Source organism: Actinoallomurus iriomotensis (assembly GCF_030269445.1).
Lineage (GTDB): Bacteria > Actinomycetota > Actinomycetes > Streptosporangiales > Streptosporangiaceae > Actinoallomurus > Actinoallomurus iriomotensis.
In genome coordinates, this window is sequence record NZ_BSTJ01000016.1 from 1 (window position 1) to 21,022 (window position 21,022).

Consider the following 21,022-nt stretch of genomic DNA (forward strand, 5'->3'; position numbering starts at 1 on the left):
CGACCGGGGCGGCCTGACCCTCTACAAAGTCCTCCGCGAGCTACAGGCACTACTCGCCACCTGGACAGGCCACTGCCCCACCTGCCGACAGCCCCTCGCCTTAACCACCTAACAAAGCACTACTAGGCTGCGATCATGATCGTCAATCGGCGTGCGGTCCTCGACAGCGTGATGGGGTTGTCGCTCGGGGACGCGTTCGGTCAGCGGTGGTTCTTCCGGTCCGGCGCGGAGGCCCGGCGGGAGATCACCGCGCGGCGGCTTCCCGATCTCCGGGGGCCCGATCAGCGCCTGGGGCCAGGCCAGGTGTGGCACTGGACCGACGACACCGCGATGGCTCTCAGCGTCGTACGTGTGCTCCTGCGGGACGGGGAGATCGTCGAGGAGCGGCTGGCCCGTGCGTTCGCGGACACCTACGCCGCCGATTCGGGCCGCGGGTACGGCGCCGGGATGCACGAACTGCTGCCCGTGCTGGGAGCGGAGCCGAGTGCGTGGCGGACGGCGGCGCGGGCGCTGTTCGACGGTCAGGGCAGTCTCGGCAACGGCGCGGCGATGAGGGTCGCTCCGCTGGGCGCCTGGTTCGGCCCGGACATCGAGGCCACCGTCGAGCAGGCGACGCGGTCCGCGCACGTGACCCACGCTCATCCCGAGGGCATCGCGGGTGCCGTCGCGGTGGCCGTGGCGGCGGCCCTCGCCGTGGCCGGCTGGACCGATCACGAGGCCTGGTGGCGGCAGAACATCCTGGGTGCGCCACTGGAAGCCCCGGCCGAGGCCGCGCCGCCGGAAACCTCGGCCGAGGACACGCGGGTGCTCGGGGAGGCGGACCTGCTCCGGGAGGTCGCGGCGTACACGCCCGCCGGGTCGACCCGGGACGGTGTCCTGCGGGCCGCGGACCTGCCGGGCCACACGCCCGCCTGGAAGGCGGCGGACATCCTCGGCAACGGCCGGCGGATCCGCGCCGACGACACGGTGCCGTTCGCCCTGTGGTGCGCGGCCCATCATCTCGGCAGCCTCACCGACGCGCTCTGGACGGCCGCGGAGGGCCTCGGCGACGTGGACACCACCTGTGCGATCACGGGCGGTGTCGTGGCCGCGCGCAATGGGCGCGGCGCCATGGGGCGCGTCGGTCCCGAGGTCGCCCCTGGCGAATGGATCTACGCCGTCGAGATACTGCCGGACTGGGTCCACCGGGAACTCCGCTGACTCGCGTTCACCGGCGGGATGGCCGGGGTCTCGGGCCGGGCCACGAGACCCCGCTGGTCACCGTCGAACGGCGATCACCTGTTCAGACGGTCAGCAGCAGCAACAGCAGCCGCAGCCCCACCAGTAGTAGGTGTACGTGTAGGTGTAGCCGCGGTGCCTCCAGCGCCGGTGCCGGTCGACGACCGAGTATCCGGTGACGGCATGCCGCGGTGTGATGGTCGCGGACTGGGCGCTCGCCGACGCCGCCGTACCGAGGGTCATCACCGTCGCTCCCGCGAGGGCCAGGCCAGAGATCGTTACTCCCATCCGGGGTGCGATTCTCATGGAAGTTACCTCCTTTGGTCGGGCTTACGCGTGACAACCGTTCGGTCACGCCAAGGTCGCATTAACGTACGTATTGCTGCGACTTATCCGACTATGACAGCGTTAATCCGCTGGTAACAACGGTTCCGGCGTCGACGAACATCAATCTTGACGATCGCCTCGCGTGTCTTTTACGGACGTATACCGGTACGTCAAAGTGACATTTATTGATCTATAGCCACTTGACCCACGATCACTCCTCCGCGCGCAGGAGGACGATGTCGAACTCCACCTCGCGGAACCGGTCCGGCAGGCCCAGCGCGGCGGCGCGTACGGGATCTTCCACCACGGCGAAGTCGCGTACGAGGTCCGGCTTGACCCCGAAGACCGCGTCGGAGTCCAGGTACGGGCTGTCGGCGGCGAACACATGCGTGGTCAGCGGCGCGTACCCCGCGGCCCGTACGAGGAAGTGGATGTGGGCGGGGCGGTACGGGTGACGGCCGGTGGCCTCGAGCAGCGCGCCGACGGGGCCGTCGTCGGGGATCGGGTAGTGGCGGGGCATCACCGTACGGAACCAGAACCGGCCGTCGGCCTGTGTCGTGAACAGGCCGCGCAGGTTCGCCGGCGGCACCTCTCCGGGCCGTTGCACGTCGTAGTAGCCCTCCGCGTCGGCCTGCCAGACGTCGACCGTGGCTCCGCCGACCGGCTCGCCGTCGGGCCCGGTGACCCGTCCGGTGACCAGGCAGGGCTCGCCCCGGTGGTCGAGGCAGATGTCCGCGCCGAGGGATCGCGGCGGGGACTCCACGACGTGGAAGGGGCCGAGGACGGTCGACTCGGTCGCGACGCCCTTCGCCCGGTGGTTGATGGTCTCGACCAGCATCGAGACGCCCAGGACGTCGGAGAGCAGCACGAACTCCTGGCGCGCGGCGTCGCACTTGTGCCCGGTCGCGGTGAGGAATGCGATCGCGGCGCCCCACTCCTCCTCGGTCGGCTCGACGTCCTTGACGAAGTCGTGCAGGTGCCGGACGAGCGAGTCCAGCACCTGCCGCAACCGGGGATCGCGGGTGCCCTCCATGCTGTTCACCACGACCTCGGCCGAACGCTCCTCGCTGAACAGCTCCCCGCGGTCCGCGTCCGAAGTCATGTCAGGCCTCCCGTCGTCGCGATGAGCCGATCCTGGCACGGCCGCGCACGCCGGGCACCCGGGACGCGCGCCGGATGTCGGGGCATCGGCGTACGCTCCCCGCATGACGGACTTCGACACCTACGAACGCGACCTGTGGGCCGGGCGCGCCGATGTGTACGCACGCGGTTTCGCCCGGCTGACCGCGCACAGCGTCGGCCCGCTCCTCGACGCCGCGCGGGTCGGTGCGGGGTCCCGGGTGCTCGACCTGGGCACCGGGCCGGGGATCGTGGCGGCCCAGGCCGTTCACCGCGGCGCGCGGGTGTCGGCGGTGGACGCCGATCCGCTGATGGCCGAGACCGCCGCGCGCGGCGTGCCCGAGGCCGACGTACGCGTGGCGGTCCTGCCCGCGCTGCCGCATGAGGACGAGACGTTCGACGCCGTGGTGGGCAACTTCGTCATCAACCACGTGGGCGATCCCGTGGCGGCGCTCGCCGAGCTGCGCCGGGTGCTGCGGCCGGGCGGCCGCGTCGCGCTGACGTGCTGGACGATGCCGGGCAGCGGAGTCCTGGCCCTCGTGCGCGACGCCATGGAGGAGGTCGGCGTCGCCTGGCCGGACGACGTGCCGCTGAGCCCGTTCATGACGTACGGCCGGCCGGACGCGTTCGCCGCCCTGGTCGGCGGCGCGTTCCGCGAGGCACGGGCGGAGGTCCTCGACTGGGACTTCACGTTCGAGCCGGACGAGTGGTGGCGGGACGGGGCGATGGCCCGGGTCGGCTCGAACGCCGTCGTCCTGCTCCGGCAGGACCCGCCGACCATCGCCCGGGTCAAGGAGGCCTATGACCGGCGGCTGACCGGTTACGCCATCGGCGACGGCCGGGTGTCCGTCCCCGCGCACGCGCTCCTCGCGCACGGGACCCGCTGACCAGCACCGAAAAGGCCTCAGAGTTCCCACCGGTCCCTGACAACGTGGTTTACCGACTGTTCGCGACGGGTTAACCGGCGGGGACTTCATCCACCCTCCGGGGGCGTTCACACTCTGGCGGGGCACCGGAGGCCCGCCACACCGGCCGTCCTCTTCCGGCCATGCGTCTGACCTGCGGCGTTCGGTGACCATGGGAGGATTACCGCGATTCGGTGGATATCAGGTTCCCGTTTCGTGACGGGCGCGCGAATAACCCGGACCGCCATTGTGGAGACGGCTTCGCCGGTGCTCGAATTCGCCGTGATCTCCGGCAGTGCGGTGACGGCCACGAACTCCGGCGGCGGGTACGCCCTGAGCGCGAGCAGCACCCAGGGCACCTCGATCCTGTCCACCTCGGACGGCACCGGCAGTGGCTCGGCCATGCTGCTGCGTCAGAACGCCTCCGGCGACGGTTCCAACGCGCTGTACGCCAAGACCTACACGCACACCGGCACCCACTACGGCGTCCAGGGCGTCACCACCTCCCAGGGCGCCGGGGTGGTCGGGCAGGGCTCGTCGGACACCGGGGTGCTGGGGCAGGGCACGGCCGGCGTGCTCGGCCAGGGCACCGCGTACGGCGTCGTGTCCCAGGGCGACGGCCTGGTGTCCGGCGGCAACCTCTACGACGACGGCGGCGTGAGCGGCGTCTGCTCCGTCGCCGCGGGCGCGACGTCCGCGTCGTGTCCGTTCCGTGTCGCGTTCGTGGACACCACGGCCAGGCCCGTCGTGGTCGTGACGCCGCAGGGCGACCCGGGGGGCGTCTACTGGGCCGGCGACGCGAGCGCCACCGGCTTCACGCTGAACCTCGCCTCCCCGGCGCCGGACGCGGTCGACTTCGGCTACCACGTCGTCGGCCTGTACACGTCCGCCGCGGCCCGCGCGAAGCTGCCCTCCGCGGTCGCCGTCGCGCGACCCTCACGGGCCCGCCACTGACCGGGGGCCTTACAACCGGGTCACTCCGATACCCGCGAGTCGATTGACGGCGGACCGCCCGGAACGAGAGACTCCCCGGAAGCTCGGGAGATGGACGGTCGCCTTTGGTCGGGAGGATCACGGTCCGTGGGCCGGTGGCCGCGGCGTGCTGCGTCGCCCTGCTCGTCGTCGGGCCCGCGTCCGTACGGGCGCCCATCCTGACCCGTGAGCGCGGCGGCCCGGTCTGGGTGGGCACGTGGGAGAGTCCGGTCGCCACCGCGACCGCCAACGGCTGCGTCGACTGCACGATCCGCGACGTGGTGCACACGAGCGTCGGCGGCCGCGCGCTGCGCGTTCGGCTCTCCAACGTCTTCGGCACCGCTCCCCTGCGCGTCGGGCACACCACGGTGGCGCTTCCGGCGGGCGGCGGCACGCGGGTGGCGCCGGGCACCCTGCGCCAGGTCAGGTTCCACGGCCGCGCCTCCGTCAGCGTCGCCCCCGGCCGTGAGGCCGTCAGCGACCCGGTCCACCTGCGGGTGCCCGCCGCACACGACCTGTTCGTCACGACCTACACGCCCGGATACGCCACCCCTCTGAGCCTGCACCCGATCGGGCTGCGCCGCTCCCTGGTGGTCAGCGGCACCGACGCGGCGGACGCCGTGGACTCGGGCCTCTTCCCGACCGTCACGCACTCGGGGCACATCGTCTCGGGCGTGGACGTCACCGGCGGTGGCGCGCGGGGGGCGGTCATCGCCCTCGGCGACTCCATCACCGACGGCTACCGCTCGACCGACGGCGCCGACCACCGCTGGACCGACGTCCTCGCCACCCGGCTGGCCCGGGGTCCGCGCCCGCTCGCCGTGCTGAACGCCGGGATCGGCGGCAACCGGATCCTGATCGGCGGAGGCTCACGTGGGGAGCCCGCGCTCCAGCGGCTCGACCGGGACGTCCTCAGCCGCCCCGGCGTGCGCACGGTGATCGTGCTGGAGGGCATCAACGACATTCACCTGGCGCCGCGCCAGCGCGACCCCGCCAGGATCACCGCGGGTCTCGCCGCCATCGCCGCGCGCGCCCACGCCCGCGGCCTGCGCGTCGTCGGCGGCACGCTCACACCCTTCGCCGGCTGCGTGTACTACTCCCCGAGCGAGGAACTCGTGCGGCGGGCGGTCAACACCTGGATCCGCAGGAGCGGAACGTTCGACGCGGTGATCGACTTCGACGCGCTCGTACGCGACCCGGCCGACCCCCGGCGGCTGTTCCCGCCGTACGACTCCGGCGACCACCTGCACCCGAACGACGCCGGCTACGCGGCGATGGGCAACGGCGTGGACCTGGGCGCGCTGTGAGCGGACGTACCAGTACTCACTTAAACGATTTTCGAAGTTCTTACCCGGCCATCTCGGTGCGGCACGGTGGTCCGGATACATGGCAAAGCGGTACCGTTGGTGTGCCTTCATTGGTGCGATGTCAACCGTACGATGTAAGCCGTCCATACAAGGCGGAGCGATGACCGAGAACACAGAGCCCAATCGGTACGTCAATTACGGCAAGTTGTTGACAGCCGCCGAGGGTGCCGCGAATACAGCCCACAGCCTGCGGAGACACACTGACGATCTGACCGACGGCTGCATATCGGCGGCCGCCGGTCACGAGGCGTTCGACTGGCACAAGACGCTCTTGGCGCTGCACGCGGCCTGCCACCAGGATGTTCACGACCACGCCACCGATATCCACGGCTACTACGACCGGCTGACCGAGACGCACCACAACAGCAAGCACGGCGAACATGGCGCCGAGGGCTACGTCAACCGGCTACGCGGGTCGATGCCCCTCCAGGAGCTCTGAACATGTCCGTCACTTATGGCGATGTCATGAAGGCTGATCCGTCGATGCTCAATAAGAGCGCCGGGGTGTGGAAGGACTGGGCGGACGCTGTTCTGGTCCACGCCGGATATCTGAAGGAACAGGTCGGTCAACACATCGAGAAGCAACACTGGGACGGCCCGCCGGCCGTGCTCGCACGCGGGAAGGTCGACGGCACGCACGCCGGCCTGCTCAACTCAGCCGAAAGGCTGCGCAGCGTCGAGGGGGCACTGATCTCGGCGGGTAAGGCATTCGACGAGGCCAAGAACACACTCGTCGGCCTGACCTCCGAGGCACAAAGCCATGGTCTCCAGGTCGACGCCGAGACCGGACACCTGTCCTACACCGCGCCGGCGGTCGGCACGGTCGTGATGGACACGTACGGGAAAAAGGCGCTGACCCAGGCCGACGTCACGAACCTCGTCAACGCCGCCCAGGGATACATCAACGACCTTCAGCCGAGGATCGACGCTGCGGTGGAGAAGGCGGGCCGTGCGGATACCGACCTGTCGCAGACGCTGGCCGGACTGGCACCCCCGAGGCGCAGCGACTCCGATCAGCCCACCGGTGATCCCGGCCCGTACGGAGTGGGCGGCTCTGGTGGACTCGGTCCGTCGGCGAGTGGCGACACCAGCACGCACAGCGCCTCTGCGGGGGAGGCGCAGGCGTACGCCAAGTCGCTCATGGCCCAGTACGGCTGGAGTGAAAGCGACTGGGAATCGCTGGTCAAGCTCTGGAACCAGGAAAGCGGCTGGAACGCCAATGCCGTCAACCCGTCGAGCGGAGCGGCCGGCATCCCGCAGGCACTCGGCCACGGCCACGTGTTCGATCTCGGTGACTACAAGGCACAGATTCAGTGGGGGCTCAACTACATCCGCGACCGATACGGAAGCCCCAACGCCGCATGGGCACATGAGGTTTCGCACAACTGGTACTGATCGCTCCATGACCGGTCAGAGGTACCGCGCGGCCCCGGCGTACTCGTCCGCGTACCGGTGCTCGTCCACCTTCACGATCTCCAGCGGGCTCTCCTCGGTCGCGCTGTTGGCGGGCGCGTCGATCTCGTAGCCGTCACCGATGTACATGCCGACGTGGTGGATCGATCCCGCGCCGTGGTCGTGGGCGTAGAAGATCAGATCGCCGGGCCGCAGGTCGGACCGGTCCACCGGCCGCCCGCCGGCCTTCTGGGCGTCGGAGTCGCGCGGGATCGTGATGCCGTTCAGGTCGTAGACGGTGTGGGTGAACCCGGAGCAGTCGAAGCCGAACGACGAGGTGCCCGCCCACAGGTAGTGCAGCCCGGCGAACATCTTCGCGGTGCGGACCAGGTCGGCGCCGGTGGGTCGGGGCGCGCCCGTCGAGGTGTCCCCCACCCGCACGTCGCGGGCGGGCAGCCAGCGGCCGCCGCGGTCGGGCGTGGCGACGAGCACCGCGGAGCCGGAGCGCGCCAGCACCGGCAGGCGGGTGTCGGACGACAGCTCCATCTCGCGGTGCCGGCCGGCCGGGTCGGTGGACAGCCACGCGCTCGCGGAGGTCACCGTGGCGACCGGCCGCGACCGCCGGAGGGCGGCGAAGCCCGCGCTCCCGGTCAGCTGACGCGCGGGCACCCAGCCCGGGTAGCCGAGCGGGTCGCGCGGCGTCGGCTGGCCGGTGACGGCGACGTGCACCCAGTCGCCCCGCCGTTCGAGGATCCGCACGGGCGTGCCGTAGAGCGCCTGGGTCTCCAGCCGGCCGACGAGGGCGGAGCGCTGCGCCAGCGTCATGTCCGCGGTCCACTTCCGGATGTCGGCCGGGTTCGCCACCGCGGGCGCGTCGACGGGCCGGTCGAGGCCGGGGCTCACCCACGCGGTGGCCACCGCGACGTCGACGTACGCCGTGGCCGGCTCGGCCGCGGAAGACGGCGTCGCGGTCAGGACCCCGGACAGTGCGAGCAGCGCGACGAGCAACCGGGAGGGAGTTCTCACATCGACATTCGACCGGGCGTACGGGGCCGATGTCCAGACCCGGAAGATAAGCATTAGAAACTTATTTAAGTTACTGATATAACTGGGCCATGCCCACATCCGAGCCAGAGCTGGACGTCGCCGAGCTGACCGCCGTGATGGAGGACTACACGCGGATGGCGATCCGCCTGCCGTCGGTGCGGCGGCTGAGCTTCACGACCCTGTCGGTGCTGCACACGCTCGCCGGCTGGGGACCGAAGCGGCTCGGCGAGCTGACCGCGAGCGAACAGGTGACGCAGTCGGCGATCACGCAGATCGTGACCCGGCTGGAGCGCGACGGCCTGGTCGAGCGCCGGCCGGACCCGTCGGACGGCCGGGCGGTCCTCGTGCACGCCACCCCGGCGGGCACGGCCGTCGTGACCGGACGGCGGGCCGAGCGCACGACCCACCTGGCCGAACTCGCCGGCCGGCTCTCACCGGCCGACCGGGCGGCCATCGCGGCGGCGCTGCCCGCCCTGGCGCGGCTGGTCGCTCTCCACGAGCGACCGGAGGGCACGGCATCCGACCAGGGGGAGAAACCATGACAGAGACGGCCGATCATCGCGAGACGTTCCCGCTGGAGCCGACGCCGATCCACGTGTCCGAGGACGTGCTCGGCGACCTCCGGCGGCGCCTGGAGTCGACGCGTCTGCCGGCCGACGCGGGCAACGACGACTGGTACTACGGCGTCAACGGCGCCTACCTGCGCGAGCTGGTCGACCACTGGCGCACCGGCTACGACTGGCGCGCGGCCGAGGCCGCGATCAACGCCTACGAGCACTACCGCGTCGAAGTGGAGGGCGTGCCGGTGCACTTCATGCGGCGGCCCGGGACCGGTCCCCACCCGACGCCCCTGATCCTCACGCACGGCTGGCCCTGGACGTTCTGGCACTGGTCGAAGGTCGTGGATCCGCTCGCCGACCCCGGCGCGTACGGCGGAGACCCCGCCGAGGCGTTCGACGTGATCGTCCCCTCCTTTCCCGGGTTCGGCTTCTCCACCCCGCTGCCGGACCACCCCGACATGAACTTCTGGAAGGTCGCCGACCTGTGGCACGTCCTCATGACGCGGGTGCTCGGCCACGACCGGTACGCCGCCGCCGGCTGTGACGTCGGCGCCCTGGTCACCGGCCAGCTCGGGCACAAGTACGCCGACGAGCTGTACGGCATCCACATCGGCTCCGGGCTCAAGCTCACCCTGTTCAACGGCGACCGCGGCTGGGACCTCAGCGGCGGACGGCCCATCCCCGACGGGCTGCCCGCCGACGTCCACGCCCAGCTCGTCGCGTGGGAGAGGCGGTTCGCCGCCCACCTCGCCGTGCACATGCTCGGCCCGAGCACGCTCGCGCACGGGCTTTCGGACTCGCCCGCCGGGATGCTCGCGTGGATCCTCGAACGCTGGGTGAAGTGGAGCGACAACGGCGGCGACGTCGAACGCGTCTTCACCAAGGACGACCTGCTCACCCACGCCATGATCTTCTGGGTGAACAACGCGATCGGCACCTCTGTCCGCACCTACGCCAACAACAACCGCTACCCGTGGACGCCGTCCCACGACCGGTGGCCGGTCGTCGAGGCGCCCACCGGCATCACGTTCGTCGGGTACGAGAACCCGCCGGGCGTCACCACGGACGAACGGGTCCGGCACTTCCTCGACAGCGATCGCGCGGCTTGGTACAACCACGTCAACCTGACCGCCCACGACCACGGCGGGCACTTCATCCCGTGGGAGCTCCCCGATCAGTGGGTGGACGACCTGCGGCGCACCTTCCGCGGCCGCCGCTAGCCGGCGTGTGGTGGCCCGGCGAGGGGCCACCACACGTGCGGCGGCGCGTCAGGACACGGCGAAGTCGTCGGCGTAGATCGAGCCCTGGGCGTACCAGCCGTGGGCGTACACCGTGACCTTGCCCGTCGAGCCGGTCGTGAACGGCACGGTCAGCTTGGTCCAGCCGCTGGACGAGGCCCAGGTGCTCGCCGTCGCGTCACCGGAGACCCCGACGTACGCGTAGTTCCCCTGGACCCAGCCGGTCAGCGTGTAGGCGTGGTTCGGCTGGAGCGTGAGCGACTGGTCGCACTCGCCGGTCTGGCTCGAGGTGGCCGCCATCTGCAACGCGTGACCGCCCGAGTGCGCCGGCGAGGTCACGACGGCCCCGCCCGGCTGGCAGGTCCACGGGCTCAGGCCCGCTTCGAAACCACCGTTGACCAGCGCTCCGCCGCCACCGCCCGAGCCGTTCACGGTGAGCGTGAAGGTGGTGCTGTGGCTGCCGGAGGCCGCCTTCCCGGTGACCGTGAGCGGATAGCTGCCGGGAGCGGCGGCCGACGTCGTGGTCACCTTCAGCGTGGCGGATCCGCCCGCGGTCACCGAGGTGGGGCTGAGGGAGGCGGTCACCCCGGAGGGCGCGCCGCTCGCCGTCAGCGCCACCGACTGGGCGGACCCGGACGTGACCGCCGTGCTGATCGTCGCGGACGTGGAGCCGCCGGGACTGACGGCCGCCGCGGAGGGCGCGGCCGCGATCGAGAAGTCGTTCGCGGGCGTGCCGCCGCCGCCGGTGAACGGCTCGAAGGTGTGACTGAAGAACCAGGTGTCCTGCGCGATGCCCGAGCAGTCACCCGCGCCGCCGGTGCCCGGGCAGCCGCCGTTGTCGCGCTGGAGGGCCCAGAACGACAGTGTGTTGATCCCGGTGCTCGCGGCCCACTGCTCGACCGGGGCGGCGTCGGCGGTGGTGAACGTCTCGGCCGGGCCGAAGTCGTCGATGCCGGGCATCTCCGTGACGCCGATCATGTTCCACAGCTCCGCCGAGCTCTTGCCCGGGTAGAGGGTGGCGAGCTGACCGTGCAGGCCGGTGGCGGCGGTCTTGGTGTCGTTGGCCATCTCGTGCGAGGCGTTGTCGTAGTAGTCGAACGTCATGATGTTGACGACGTCGATCCGGGCGTTGTTGGACACCGCGTTCCGCAGCACGTTCAGCCCGCTCGCCGCCAGACCGCCGGTCGTGGTGGGCAGCGTGTAGGAGAACTGCACCGTACGGCCGTTCGCGGCGGCCCAGTCCTCCACCTGCTTGACCGCCTTGTTGCGGCGGTCGATGCCGGCGCTGTTCGTCAGCGAGTTGTCCTCGGTGTCGAGGTCGATCCGCGTGATCCCGTACGTCGTGATGACCTTCTCGTACGCCGCGGCGATCTGTCCGACGTCGGTACAGCTGTCGGCGATCTCGGTGCCGGTGTTGTCGGCGGTGTAGCCGCCGAAGGACGGGATGACGTCGCCGCCGGCGGACTGGATCGAGGAGATCGAGGCGCCGAAGGACGAGGAGGCGATCGGCGAGCCGGTGTCGCCGTTCCAGTAGGGCGTGCACGACCCCTGGGCGCTGGTCTGGATGAACGCCATCGTCAGGTATCTGGCGCCGGACTGCTGGGACAGGGTCGCGGGGTCGTCCCCGGTCCAGGCCTCGAAGTAGGGGGCGAACACGTGGGTGGGCAGGGTCGCGGCGCCGGCGGTGGTCGTGGTGACCGCGCCGACGCCGAACGCGGACAGGATCAGCGCGGTGGTGGCGAGGAGGGCACGCAGGGGCGTACGTGGTCGCATGGGGGGGCTCCTGGAGGGCGACGGCCGTGCCCGCCCTGGGGCAGGCGGGCACGGCGGACTCCCGGCCTCGGCCGGGTGAGGACGTCACGGGCGAGCAGGGATGCGGATCCGCGTGCGCACCATCGTCAGACCGCGCGACCTATCTGTCAAGGTTCTTAACAGTTACCTCGGCCAACCCGCGCGGACGGGCTCAGATGGAGCCGGAGAAGGTGTCGCAGCGGGACGGCGAGCCCGTGTCGTAGCCGGTGGAGAACCAGTGCCGCCGCTGCGCCGCGGTGCCGTGCGTGAAGGTCTCCGGGTCGGCGCGGCCCCGGGCTCGCTCCTGGATGCGGTCGTCGCCGACCGCGCCCGCCGCATCCAGGGCGTCCGCGATGTCGGCATCGGTGAACGGCTTGCTGAAGAAACCGGTCTGCACCCCGTGTTTCGCCCAGACACCCGCGTAGCAGTCGGCCTGCAGCTCCAGGCGGACCGAGCCGCTCGTGGCCCCCTGACGGCTGTCGCCGACCTGGCGCATGGTGCCGAGGACGTCCTGCACGTGATGGCCGTACTCGTGCGCGACCACGTACGCCTGGGCGAACGGGCCGCCCTTGGCGCCGAACTTGTCGTGCAGCTCCTGGAAGAAGCCCAGGTCGAGGTAGACGCGCTTGTCGCCCGGACAGTAGAACGGGCCGACCTCCGCGGTCGCCGCCCCGCAGGCCGTGCTGGTCGAGCCGCTGAACAGCCGGGTGCGGGCGATCGTGTAGTCATGGCCACTGTCGGCGAACTCCTGCTTCCAGTACGCCTGGACGCTGTTGACCACGCCGACGATGCGGCAGTCCTCGGACTGGTCGGCGTCGGCGCCCGTACGGCACTTCGACGACAGGTTCCCGCTCCCGGCGGGCGGCGCGCCTCCTCCCCCGCCGATGATGTGCCCGGGGTTCAGCCCGAAGACCAGCGCGGCGACGAGCGCGATCAGGCCGACCGCCCCACCGCCGAAGGCCATCCCCCCGATCGGCATTCCGCGCGAGTCCTCGACCTGTGACGCGTCGAGCTGTGCATCGTCATCGAAGTCCACGACGGCCCTCCTGATCCCGTCCGGCAGCGTCCGCCACGACGCCTCGATCCCCGATGAGAGCCGGATCTAACGCCCCGCCGGACCTCGCTGTGATTCGCGGCCGGCGGTCGGCGCTGACCTGCGTCGATAACATAGCGTGGCGGTATGCAGCTCCGGCATGTCGAGTCCTTTCTCGCGGTGGTGGAGGAGGGACAGTTCGCACGGGCGGCGAGCAGGCTGTTCCTGTCCCCGCCCGCGGTGACCGGGCATGTCCGCCGGCTCGAACGCGAGCTGGGAGTGCCGCTCCTGCACCGCTCGCCGGTGTCGCTGACCGAGGCCGGCGCACGGTTCCTGCCCCATGCCCAGGCCATGGTGACCGCCGCGAACGCCGCGTCCGCCGCCGTCAAGGACCTGCACGGCGCCCGCGACGCCGTGATCCGCGTGGGCGTGATGACCCCCGGCGCCGCGGAGCTGACCCCCGCTATCCTGCGCGCCTTCTGCCGCGCGCAGCCGCGCACCCGCCTCACGGTCGAGAGCCTCGGCTTCACCGACTTCCTGTCGGCGGTCCTCGAACACCGGGTGGACGTCGCCTTCGTGCGGCCGGCCCCCGACGACGAACGCGTGGTCACCGACACCCTCACCGTCGAGCCGCGCATCCTCCTCACCCTGGCGGCGGGCGACCTCGCCCACGCGGACGGCGTACGGCTCGACGACGTCCTCGACCTGCGCTTCGTCCGCTTCCCCGAGACCACGCCCCGGCTGCTGTCGGACTACGGAAGCTTCGCGGCGGCGCGCAACGGCATGGACACTCACTGGGGCGTCGGCCAGGCGACCTCCGCGCAGGACCTGATGACCAGCATCGCCGCGGGATGGGGCGTCGCGGGCACGCTGCAGTCCCTCGGGCGCTACTACCGTTCGCCCGGCACCTGCGCCGTCCCGGTCGTCGACGCGCCTTGGGAGGCGAGCGCGCTGGTCAGCCGGAGGGACGATCTCCGGCCGGAGATCCGGGCGTTCCGCGACCTCGCGGTGGCCCTGGCCCGCGATCCCGGACTGAGCCGTCTTCGCCCCCCGGTCGCGCCGGAGCGCTGAGCGCCCCACGTTGGGTCTGGCCCCGAGCCCGGTTCCGCGCGATGCTGCGCGAAACGGGAGGACACATGGCGGACACCGAGACGACCGATGACGCACGGGACACCCGGGCGGCGAAGTACGACGGGCTGGCGATCGCGTCGATCACCCTGAGCGTGGTCGGGCTCGTGCTGGCGGCGGCCACGTGGGCGGCCTGGCTCTTCCTCATCCGGTCCGCGCCGTTACGGCTGTACCGCACGGCGTGGCTCGGCCTGGACATCGTCGGGCGCACCGTCACCTACGTGATCGGCTCGCTGTGGTTCGCGGTGCTGCCGGTCGGGGTGCTGGCGATCGTGCTCGCCCGGCTCGAACTGCGGCTCGCTCCCCCGCCCGAGTCGCGAGCCGTCGCCCGCGCCGCCACCGTGACCGGGATCATCGCACTGCTGCTCGCGCTCGCGGGCGCGTTCGTGTTCAGCGTCCGGATGGGCCAGGCGCCGGTGGTCCCCGACCGGACCGGGGACGGAGCCTGATCCTCCGGTGCGAAAAAACGGATGGCGCGTAAGTAGTACGTATGACTACCGTGGCACGCGTGATCGCCGAGGACTCCGGAGACCTGACCGCGCTGCCCAAGGTCGAGCTGCACAGCCACCTCGACTGCTGCCTGAGCCATGACGCCGTGCGCCGCATCGACCCCGGCGTCACCCGCGAACGCTACGAGGCGCTGTTCGCCGGGCCGCCCCGGTGCGCCTCGCTCGCCGACTTCCTGAAGTACACGCTGAACTACCGGGCCATGCTGCAGACCGAGCGGGCGCTGCGGATCGCGGTTCAGGACGTGTTCGCGCAGATGGCGGCCGACGGCGTGGTCTACGCCGAGCTCCGGTTCGCGCCCCTCGTGCACCTGGGGGACGGACTGTCGGCGGACCGGGTCGTCGAGTGCGTCGCCGAGGAGACGGCACGCCAGAGCGAGGCCACCGGGATCGACGCCGGCCTGATCCTGTGCACCCTGCGCGACCACGACGCCGGCCAGAGCCTGGCCACCGCCCGCCTGGTCGAACGGCACTCCCGTACGGGCCCGGTGGTGGCGCTGGACATCGCCGGCGACGAGATCGCCCACCCCCTCGACCCGCACCTGCCCGCGTTCGACCTCGTACGGGAGGCCGGGCTCGGCGTGACCGTCCACGCCGGCGAGGCCGGCGGCCCGGAGAGCGTACGGGAGGCCCTCGACCGGACGGGCACCCGCCGCATCGGGCACGGCGTGCGCGCGGCCGAGGACCCGGCGCTCCTCGACCGGTTGCGGAACGAGGGCGTCCACCTGGAGGTCTGTCCGGCGAGCAACGTGCAGACGGCGGTCGTACCCGCCCCCGAGGCGCACCCCGTCGACCGCCTGCGCCGCGCCGGGGTGCGCCTCGGCATCAGCACCGACACCCGCGGGGTGACGAACGTGCGGCTGACCCAGGAGTACGAACGGCTGCGCGACCTGTTCGGCTGGACGCTCGCCGACTTCCACGCGGTGAACCGCGACGCGCTGGCGGCCGCGTTCGCCGCCGACCCGGTACGGCGGCGCGTGGGACGCGCCCTCGACGCCGCGTACGGGCGCGCACCGGCGTGACGTCCGGACGTGCCCGCGGGTCCTTGCCGGCGCGTCCGGCAGGCCGTGGTCACGAACGTCGCGGATGAGCCGGCCCGGCGTCCGCTCCCAGGTTCGCGTCCATGTCGACCGGCACGGAGGCCGGAGTCTCCAGGCCGTCGATCACGGCGCGGCAGCGTTCGAGGTTCTGCAGCGCGCGCTCGCGCAGCACCGTGAACCTCTGCCGCAGGCGCCGGGTGCAGGCGTCGCGGTCGTCCCACAGCCGGTCGAGTTCCGCCAGGAGAGGCCCGGTCTCCCTCCTCGCGACGCCGGTCAGCGCGGGCGCGCCGACCACCTGCGCGAAGTCGAAGACCTTGCCGGCGTAGGGCAGCGGCAGGACCGGCACCCCGGCGCGGGCGGCGAACATCACGAAGTGCAGGCGCATGCCCACCGCGAAGTCCAGGTGACGCATCAGCCCGGCGATCTGCGCGGGCCGGTACGCGCGGTTGAGGATCCGCGCGGTCTCGGGGGCGTTCATCGCCGACAGCACCGCGTGGGCGTGGGCGATGTCGCCCCGTTCCATCGGCACGAACACCGTCTGGGCCTGGAGCCGGCAGGTCATGAAGTCCGCGGCGGTCGCGAGCAGCTCGTGGTAGCTGGCCTCGTCGAGGTGGTCGGCCGCCCGGCCGGGCTCGCGCACCGACATGCCGACCAGGCGGTCGTGGCTGTCGATGCCCTCACGCAGCAGCATCTCATCGGTGAACTCCTCCGGCTCCAGCAGGACCGCGGCGTCGGCGGTCACCGAGAGCGGCCGCCCGACCCCGGCGTTCTCCAGCACCAGGACCGATTCGTGGTCCCGTACCGTCAGGTCGGTGAGGTTCTCCACGGCCTCGCGGACGAGGCGGATCTCCGCCCGGTCGGTCAACGGCCCCGCGCCGATCGCGTAGCCGAAGGTCGGGACGCCGAGTTCCTGCGCCAGCCGTACCGGTCGCGTGACCGCACTCGCCTGGCCGTCGTGCAGTACGCCGCCTCCTCCGAGGACCAGCAGGTCAAGGCCGGTCTCCGCCTCGATCAGCCGGCTCTGCGGCACCCCGGTGTAGGGCACCGCGGTCAGACCGAAACGCTGCCGGCTGTCCTCCGGGTGACGGCTGAAAATGATCAGTTCCGCCGTCGGGCGGATCTGCCGAAGGCCGGTCAGCACACAGGTGAGGATGGCCTCGTCGCCGAGGTTCAGGCCCCCGTAGGAGCCGAGCACCCCGATCCGGAGGGGGCGACCCACGGAATCCGACATCCCCCGATCACCACCTCGACACCGGCCTGTGGCGATGTGTGTTCACTCCACCATCGCACCAGGCGGCGGACCCGCGTCAACAGGGCACCGAGGACCTGGCATGAGGGGAGATCCCTCACTCCGGGGCGGGCGGTTCGCTCTCCGGGGCGTGCTCGGCGACGAGGCGGGCCAGCTCGACGCGGGAGCCGATGCCGAGCTTGCGGAAGGCCTGGCCGAGGTGGAACTTCACGGTGTGCGGTGAGATGAACATGCGCGTGGCGACCTGGGGGTTGGTCAGCCCCTCGGCGACGAGCGCGGCGATGGCGCGTTCGGTGTCGGTCAGCGCGGCCCAGCCGGAGGCCGGGCGCTCTCCCTGGTGGTTGCGGCGCCGCACCCCGAACTCCCGCAGCCGGGCGCGAACGCGGGCCGCGTCCCGTGCCGCGCCGACCCGCCGGTAGCCGGTCAGCGCCTCGTCCAGGTGGTGGATCGCCGCCTCGTGCGCGCCGGGCGTACGGGCGCGCAGGACGCCCAGGTCCTCCGCCGCCGAGGCGCGGCTCCAGGGTTCGAGGTACGTGGCGGCGGCCCGCGCCAGGGCCTCGGGGTCCTCGTCGAGGATCCCCCGCGCGTGGGCGGCGGACGCGGCGTAGGTCCGGAAGCCGGGGTTGCCGCGGGCGAGGGTCTCGGCCATCGCGGTGAGGGCCTCGCCGACCGGCCGTTCGCCGGCCGCGAGGGCGGTACGGGTCAGCCAGGCGGCGGCGTTCGGCTCGGTCATGAGCAGCCGGCGGTGTTCGAGGGTGCCCAGGAACCGCGAGTGGAACTCCTCCATCGCCCGTGTCGCGCCGGCCTGGGCGTCGACGACCCGGGTCACGGCCCAGTCACCCCAGCGCATCCCGTACGTCGCGCCTCGGCCCCGCCGGTGCGAGGACTCGTACCGTTCGACGCTCCCCACGGCGGCGTCGATGTCGCCGCGGAGCACGGCGACGAGGGCGAGCACCGCGAACCCCAGCAGGTCGAACGCGTGCGCGCCCACCTCCTCGGCCCGGCCGAGTCCCGCCTGGGCCTCGGTGGCGGCGTCATCGAGGCGGCTCTGCGCGAGACGCAGCCGGCCTCGGAAGATCGCGGGGCACGGGTCGTAGGTCGTGTGGCCGAGTGCCGTGATCTCCTCGTCGGCGGTCCGCAGGGCGTTCTCGGCCTCCTCGATCTGGCGGGTGTCGGTGAGGAGGCTGATCAGGTGCAGGCGCGGGTGGGCGTGCCGAGCCTTGATCGGCCCGTCGGCCGCGATGCGAGTGGCCTCGCGGACGTGCCCGATCGCCTCGGCGCACCGCCCTTCGGCCCATGTGTCGCTGCTGAGGAGCATGTGCGCGCCGACCAGGGCGGTCGGGCCGTGGCGTTCGCCGGCGGCCACCACCGCCTCCGCCCGCTCGTGTCCCCGCCGGTCGTGGTTGGCGAACATGCCGCGGAACAGCACCTGTTCGGCGACGCCGCGCAGCTCGTCCGGCAACCCCCGCTGCTCCAGCACCCGCTCCGCCTCCGTCACCGCCTCGGCGGCCCGCCCGGCGAGCAGGAGCGTGTACGCCAGTTCGTACCGCAGCTGGGCGGCCTGCCGCGGCCGCGTGGCCCGGTCCAGCGCGGCACGTGCGAGGCCGATCGCGTCGGCCAGCCGCCCCGCGTTGCTCAGCGCGTAGACGGCCGTCACCGTACGGTCGAACCGGCCGGCGTCGGAGGGCCCGGTGAGTTCGAGGGCGCGTACGGCGAGGTCGGCCGCGGTCTGCGGGGACGACGGCAGGACCTCGCGTACCGCCCGGTCGAGTCCGGCCACGGCCTCGGGATCGCCCGGCCGGGCGGACCACAGCAGGTGCGCGGCGGCGCGGATGGATGATCCGCCCCGCTCGAGCAGCATGCCGGCGGCCTGCCTGTGCAGGGCCCGCCGCGCGGACTCCGGCATGCTCTCGATCATCGCCCGCCACAGCAGATCGTGCCGGAAGGCCAGCAGGTCCCCGTCCGGCACCACGACTCCCGTCGCCTCCGCCTCCTCCACCGCGGGCAGCAGCCGGCTGGGCAGTTCGCCGAGCATGTCGGCGAGGTCGTTCACGTCGAACGAGCGGCCGAGCACCGCCGCCACCTGCAGGACACGGCGGCAGTGCGCGGACAGCCGGCCCAGCCGGCGTCGCGCCGTCTCCTGCACCCGGAGCGGCAGCCGCCGGGAGACCAGGCGTGCGCGACCGTCGCCGATCTCCACCGCGCTCTCGTCGAGGAGGCCGCCGAGCAGCTCGACGAGGATGAACGGGTTGCCGCCCGCGCCGGCGGCCAGCTCCAGCACTTCGGCGTCGGGCGTCGCGCCGAGCACGTCGGCGACGACCGCGGCCACCGCCCGGTCGTCGAGGGCCGCCAGCCTCATCCGCGTGGCGCCCTCGCGCTCGAGGACCTCATAGAGCCGGTCCACGCCCGCGTCGCCGCTGCCGGTCGTCCGGGACAGGATCCACACCAGCGGGTAGGAGGCCAGTTCCGGGATCAGCGTGCGCAGCGCCAGCAGGGTCGTCGGGTCGGCCCAGTGCAGGTCGTCGAGCGTCACCAGGAGCGGGCCGTGGGCGGCGCGCCGCTCCAGCCGCGCCTGCAGCTCCTGCACCAGCCACAGCCGCAGGTCCGCCGCGTCCCCGCGGACGTTCGCCACCGAGGCCAGCAGCGTCTGGGTGGACTCCCCCAGAGCCGCGGTCAGCGGCGCGAGCGGCTCCAGCCGCCCCGGCTCCTCCACCCCGCCCCGGGCGATGGTGAAGCCCCGGTCCGCCGCGGCCTCGGCCGCCTCGGCGAGCAGGCGGGTCTTGCCCATGCCCGACTGGCCGTCGACCAGCACCACGCCGCCGCGGCCGCCCTCGGCCGCGCACAGCGCACGGGTCAGCACCCGCCACTCCCGGTCCCGGCCACGCCGACCGGCCCCCGGCGGCCGGAGATCGGCGGCCGGAGCGCTCAGAGCGGACACCCACCCACCCGCCGGGAGACGAGAGACCACGCGACCAACGTACCTGGTCAACGCCCTGCCGCCGCTGGGCCTGTCTCGAAGTCCCCGCCCGTGGCGAGCGGTGTCCAGGCGGCGCGTCGCGAGTTCGTGGGGTGGGGGCGACGACGCGGCGAGGCGTCGCCCGGGCGCCGCGCAGCAGGACAGCGGGGCTTGGGGACAGGCCCTAAGCGAGAGCGGCCCCGGACCGCTCCCCGCCGAGGCGGGCGGTCAGGACGGCCGGGAGCGTCCGCGGGCGAGACCGGGGAGGTGGCGCCAGCCGAGAGTCTGGATCAGGCCCGCCACGTCGGGCGGAAGGTCGTCCAGGATCAACCGCCGGCCGGGTGAGATGCGCAGGGCATAGGTGACCAGGAGGCTGAGGATGCCCAGGTCGAGGAAGCGCACCTCCGCGAAGTCCAGGTGCGTGTCGGTGGTGGCGCGGCCGACCGAGGTGAGCGCGGTCAGCAACGGCGCCTGGCGCGCGGTGTCGAGTTCGCCGGCGAGCCGCAGGCCGTCGGGGGCGTGGCTGCGGGTGATGCGGAGGACGCCGTCGTCGAACTCGGGGTTCGCGGTCACCCGCAGCCGGTGCGTGCCGGTCAGCGCCCTGAGCTGGTCGGCGGAACAACGGCTGCGGTCGAGCTGGCAGATCGCCATCACGGCGGGCTCGGCCGCGACCGCCTCGGCGAACCGGGCCTCGCAGGCGAGCATCAGCGGGTACGCGCCGGACTGGCGGAGCGCCCAGCTCATGTCGGCGGTGAGCCGGACGGCGGGATAGCCCTGCTCGGCGGCCTCGGTGATCTCCCGGCCGATCACCGCGAGCATCCGGTCCGGGTCGAGATGTCCCTGGGGCAGACAGACCGCGCCGCTAGGGATGACCCGTAACTGTCCCGTACGGACGAAGCGGTCGGCGTCGGGACGGCCGCCGAGCCCGGGAAGCCGGCGGTGACCCGCCTCCCCGACGTAGATGACCTTCTGGCGGGCGGCCAGGCCGTCCTTGAGGAAGGGCCCGATGACCTGCGCCTGCTCCGCCGGCGTCGCGAAAGGGAACGCAGCATGATCACCCGGCCGAATCTCGCCCACCGGTTGTGCCGTAATGCGAATTCCCATTTGCAGTCCACAAAGTAGTCGTTCGGCTACCGCAGGTGAGTGTACGCCGAACACCGCCCGGCTCTGGGTG

General features: G+C 72.2%; 19 protein-coding genes. 11 read left to right on the forward strand and 8 right to left on the reverse strand.

Features of this window, described 5'->3' with window-relative positions; genetic code table 11:
- Nucleotides 1-135: 135 nt before the first annotated feature.
- Complete coding sequence (locus tag QSK37_RS44770; RefSeq protein WP_285634125.1) at nucleotides 136-1,200, forward strand: ADP-ribosylglycohydrolase family protein; 1,065 nt, start codon at nucleotides 136-138, stop codon at nucleotides 1,198-1,200.
- Nucleotides 1,201-1,290: 90 nt separating this feature from the next.
- Here the strand turns inward: QSK37_RS44770 and QSK37_RS44775 are convergent, their stop codons facing one another.
- Complete coding sequence (locus tag QSK37_RS44775; protein ID WP_285634127.1) at nucleotides 1,291-1,524, reverse strand: hypothetical protein; 234 nt, start codon at nucleotides 1,522-1,524, stop codon at nucleotides 1,291-1,293.
- 232 nt (nucleotides 1,525-1,756) lie between these two features.
- Nucleotides 1,757-2,647, reverse strand: coding sequence for an intradiol ring-cleavage dioxygenase (locus QSK37_RS44780; RefSeq protein ID WP_285634130.1), 891 nt, complete (start codon nucleotides 2,645-2,647; stop codon nucleotides 1,757-1,759).
- Between the two features lie 103 nt (nucleotides 2,648-2,750).
- On the opposite strand from QSK37_RS44780, the gene QSK37_RS44785 reads away from it, so the two are divergent.
- The 5 genes from QSK37_RS44785 to QSK37_RS44805 all read left to right on the forward strand — a co-directional run bounded on the left by QSK37_RS44785 (nucleotide 2,751) and on the right by QSK37_RS44805 (nucleotide 7,303).
- Nucleotides 2,751-3,551: a class I SAM-dependent methyltransferase gene (locus tag QSK37_RS44785; RefSeq protein WP_285634133.1), complete on the forward strand. Its 801-nt coding sequence runs from the start codon at nucleotides 2,751-2,753 to the stop codon at nucleotides 3,549-3,551.
- A gap of 285 nt (nucleotides 3,552-3,836) precedes the next feature.
- Nucleotides 3,837-4,523, forward strand: a complete 687-nt coding sequence (locus QSK37_RS44790) for a hypothetical protein (RefSeq protein ID WP_285634136.1) — start codon at nucleotides 3,837-3,839, stop codon at nucleotides 4,521-4,523.
- Between the two features lie 104 nt (nucleotides 4,524-4,627).
- Nucleotides 4,628-5,848: an SGNH/GDSL hydrolase family protein gene (locus QSK37_RS44795; protein WP_285634138.1), complete on the forward strand. Its 1,221-nt coding sequence runs from the start codon at nucleotides 4,628-4,630 to the stop codon at nucleotides 5,846-5,848.
- A 160-nt stretch (nucleotides 5,849-6,008) separates the two neighbouring features.
- Nucleotides 6,009-6,347: a hypothetical protein gene (locus QSK37_RS44800; protein ID WP_285584296.1), complete on the forward strand. Its 339-nt coding sequence runs from the start codon at nucleotides 6,009-6,011 to the stop codon at nucleotides 6,345-6,347.
- Nucleotides 6,348-6,349: 2 nt separating this feature from the next.
- The gene (locus QSK37_RS44805) at nucleotides 6,350-7,303 is read left to right on the forward strand and encodes an aggregation-promoting factor C-terminal-like domain-containing protein (protein ID WP_285634143.1); all 954 of its coding nucleotides are present in this window, start codon (nucleotides 6,350-6,352) and stop codon (nucleotides 7,301-7,303) included.
- Nucleotides 7,304-7,318: 15 nt separating this feature from the next.
- Here the strand turns inward: QSK37_RS44805 and QSK37_RS44810 are convergent, their stop codons facing one another.
- Nucleotides 7,319-8,326: a C40 family peptidase gene (locus QSK37_RS44810; RefSeq protein WP_285634146.1), complete on the reverse strand. Its 1,008-nt coding sequence runs from the start codon at nucleotides 8,324-8,326 to the stop codon at nucleotides 7,319-7,321.
- An 89-nt stretch (nucleotides 8,327-8,415) separates the two neighbouring features.
- On the opposite strand from QSK37_RS44810, the gene QSK37_RS44815 reads away from it, so the two are divergent.
- Nucleotides 8,416-8,889: a MarR family transcriptional regulator gene (locus tag QSK37_RS44815; protein ID WP_285634149.1), complete on the forward strand. Its 474-nt coding sequence runs from the start codon at nucleotides 8,416-8,418 to the stop codon at nucleotides 8,887-8,889.
- On the forward strand, nucleotides 8,886-10,127 hold the full coding sequence (locus QSK37_RS44820) for an epoxide hydrolase family protein (protein WP_285634152.1): 1,242 nt from the start codon (nucleotides 8,886-8,888) through the stop codon (nucleotides 10,125-10,127). Before QSK37_RS44815 ends, QSK37_RS44820 begins: the two co-directional genes overlap by 4 nt.
- Before the next feature lie 48 nt (nucleotides 10,128-10,175).
- Here the strand turns inward: QSK37_RS44820 and QSK37_RS44825 are convergent, their stop codons facing one another.
- Together QSK37_RS44825 and ypfJ are read right to left on the reverse strand one after the other, a co-directional pair.
- A complete protein-coding gene (locus tag QSK37_RS44825) occupies nucleotides 10,176-11,918 on the reverse strand; it encodes a carbohydrate binding domain-containing protein (RefSeq protein WP_285634154.1) in 1,743 nt (580 codons plus the stop codon).
- Nucleotides 11,919-12,108: 190 nt separating this feature from the next.
- Nucleotides 12,109-12,972, reverse strand: a complete 864-nt coding sequence (ypfJ, locus tag QSK37_RS44830) for a KPN_02809 family neutral zinc metallopeptidase (RefSeq protein ID WP_285634156.1) — start codon at nucleotides 12,970-12,972, stop codon at nucleotides 12,109-12,111.
- Nucleotides 12,973-13,116: 144 nt separating this feature from the next.
- Here ypfJ and QSK37_RS44835 point away from each other — a divergent pair, with 144 nt between their 5' ends.
- The 3 genes from QSK37_RS44835 to add all read left to right on the forward strand — a co-directional run bounded on the left by QSK37_RS44835 (nucleotide 13,117) and on the right by add (nucleotide 15,625).
- Nucleotides 13,117-14,040 carry a LysR family transcriptional regulator gene (locus tag QSK37_RS44835; protein WP_285634158.1) on the forward strand — a complete coding sequence of 308 codons (924 nt, stop codon included), beginning with the start codon at nucleotides 13,117-13,119 and terminating at the stop codon, nucleotides 14,038-14,040.
- Between the two features lie 65 nt (nucleotides 14,041-14,105).
- Complete coding sequence (locus QSK37_RS44840) at nucleotides 14,106-14,546, forward strand: hypothetical protein (RefSeq protein ID WP_285634160.1); 441 nt, start codon at nucleotides 14,106-14,108, stop codon at nucleotides 14,544-14,546.
- Nucleotides 14,547-14,605: 59 nt separating this feature from the next.
- On the forward strand, nucleotides 14,606-15,625 hold the full coding sequence (gene add / locus QSK37_RS44845) for an adenosine deaminase (RefSeq protein WP_285634164.1): 1,020 nt from the start codon (nucleotides 14,606-14,608) through the stop codon (nucleotides 15,623-15,625).
- Between the two features lie 49 nt (nucleotides 15,626-15,674).
- Here the strand turns inward: add and QSK37_RS44850 are convergent, their stop codons facing one another.
- The 3 genes from QSK37_RS44850 to QSK37_RS44860 all read right to left on the reverse strand — a co-directional run bounded on the left by QSK37_RS44850 (nucleotide 15,675) and on the right by QSK37_RS44860 (nucleotide 20,925).
- Nucleotides 15,675-16,862 (reverse strand): polysaccharide pyruvyl transferase family protein, encoded by a 1,188-nt coding sequence (locus QSK37_RS44850; protein WP_285634167.1) that lies wholly within the window; start codon nucleotides 16,860-16,862, stop codon nucleotides 15,675-15,677.
- A gap of 127 nt (nucleotides 16,863-16,989) precedes the next feature.
- A complete protein-coding gene (locus tag QSK37_RS44855; RefSeq protein WP_285634170.1) occupies nucleotides 16,990-19,830 on the reverse strand; it encodes a helix-turn-helix transcriptional regulator in 2,841 nt (946 codons plus the stop codon).
- 246 nt (nucleotides 19,831-20,076) lie between these two features.
- A complete protein-coding gene (locus QSK37_RS44860) occupies nucleotides 20,077-20,925 on the reverse strand; it encodes an MEDS domain-containing protein (protein ID WP_285634173.1) in 849 nt (282 codons plus the stop codon).
- Between the last annotated feature and the right edge of the window lie 97 nt (nucleotides 20,926-21,022).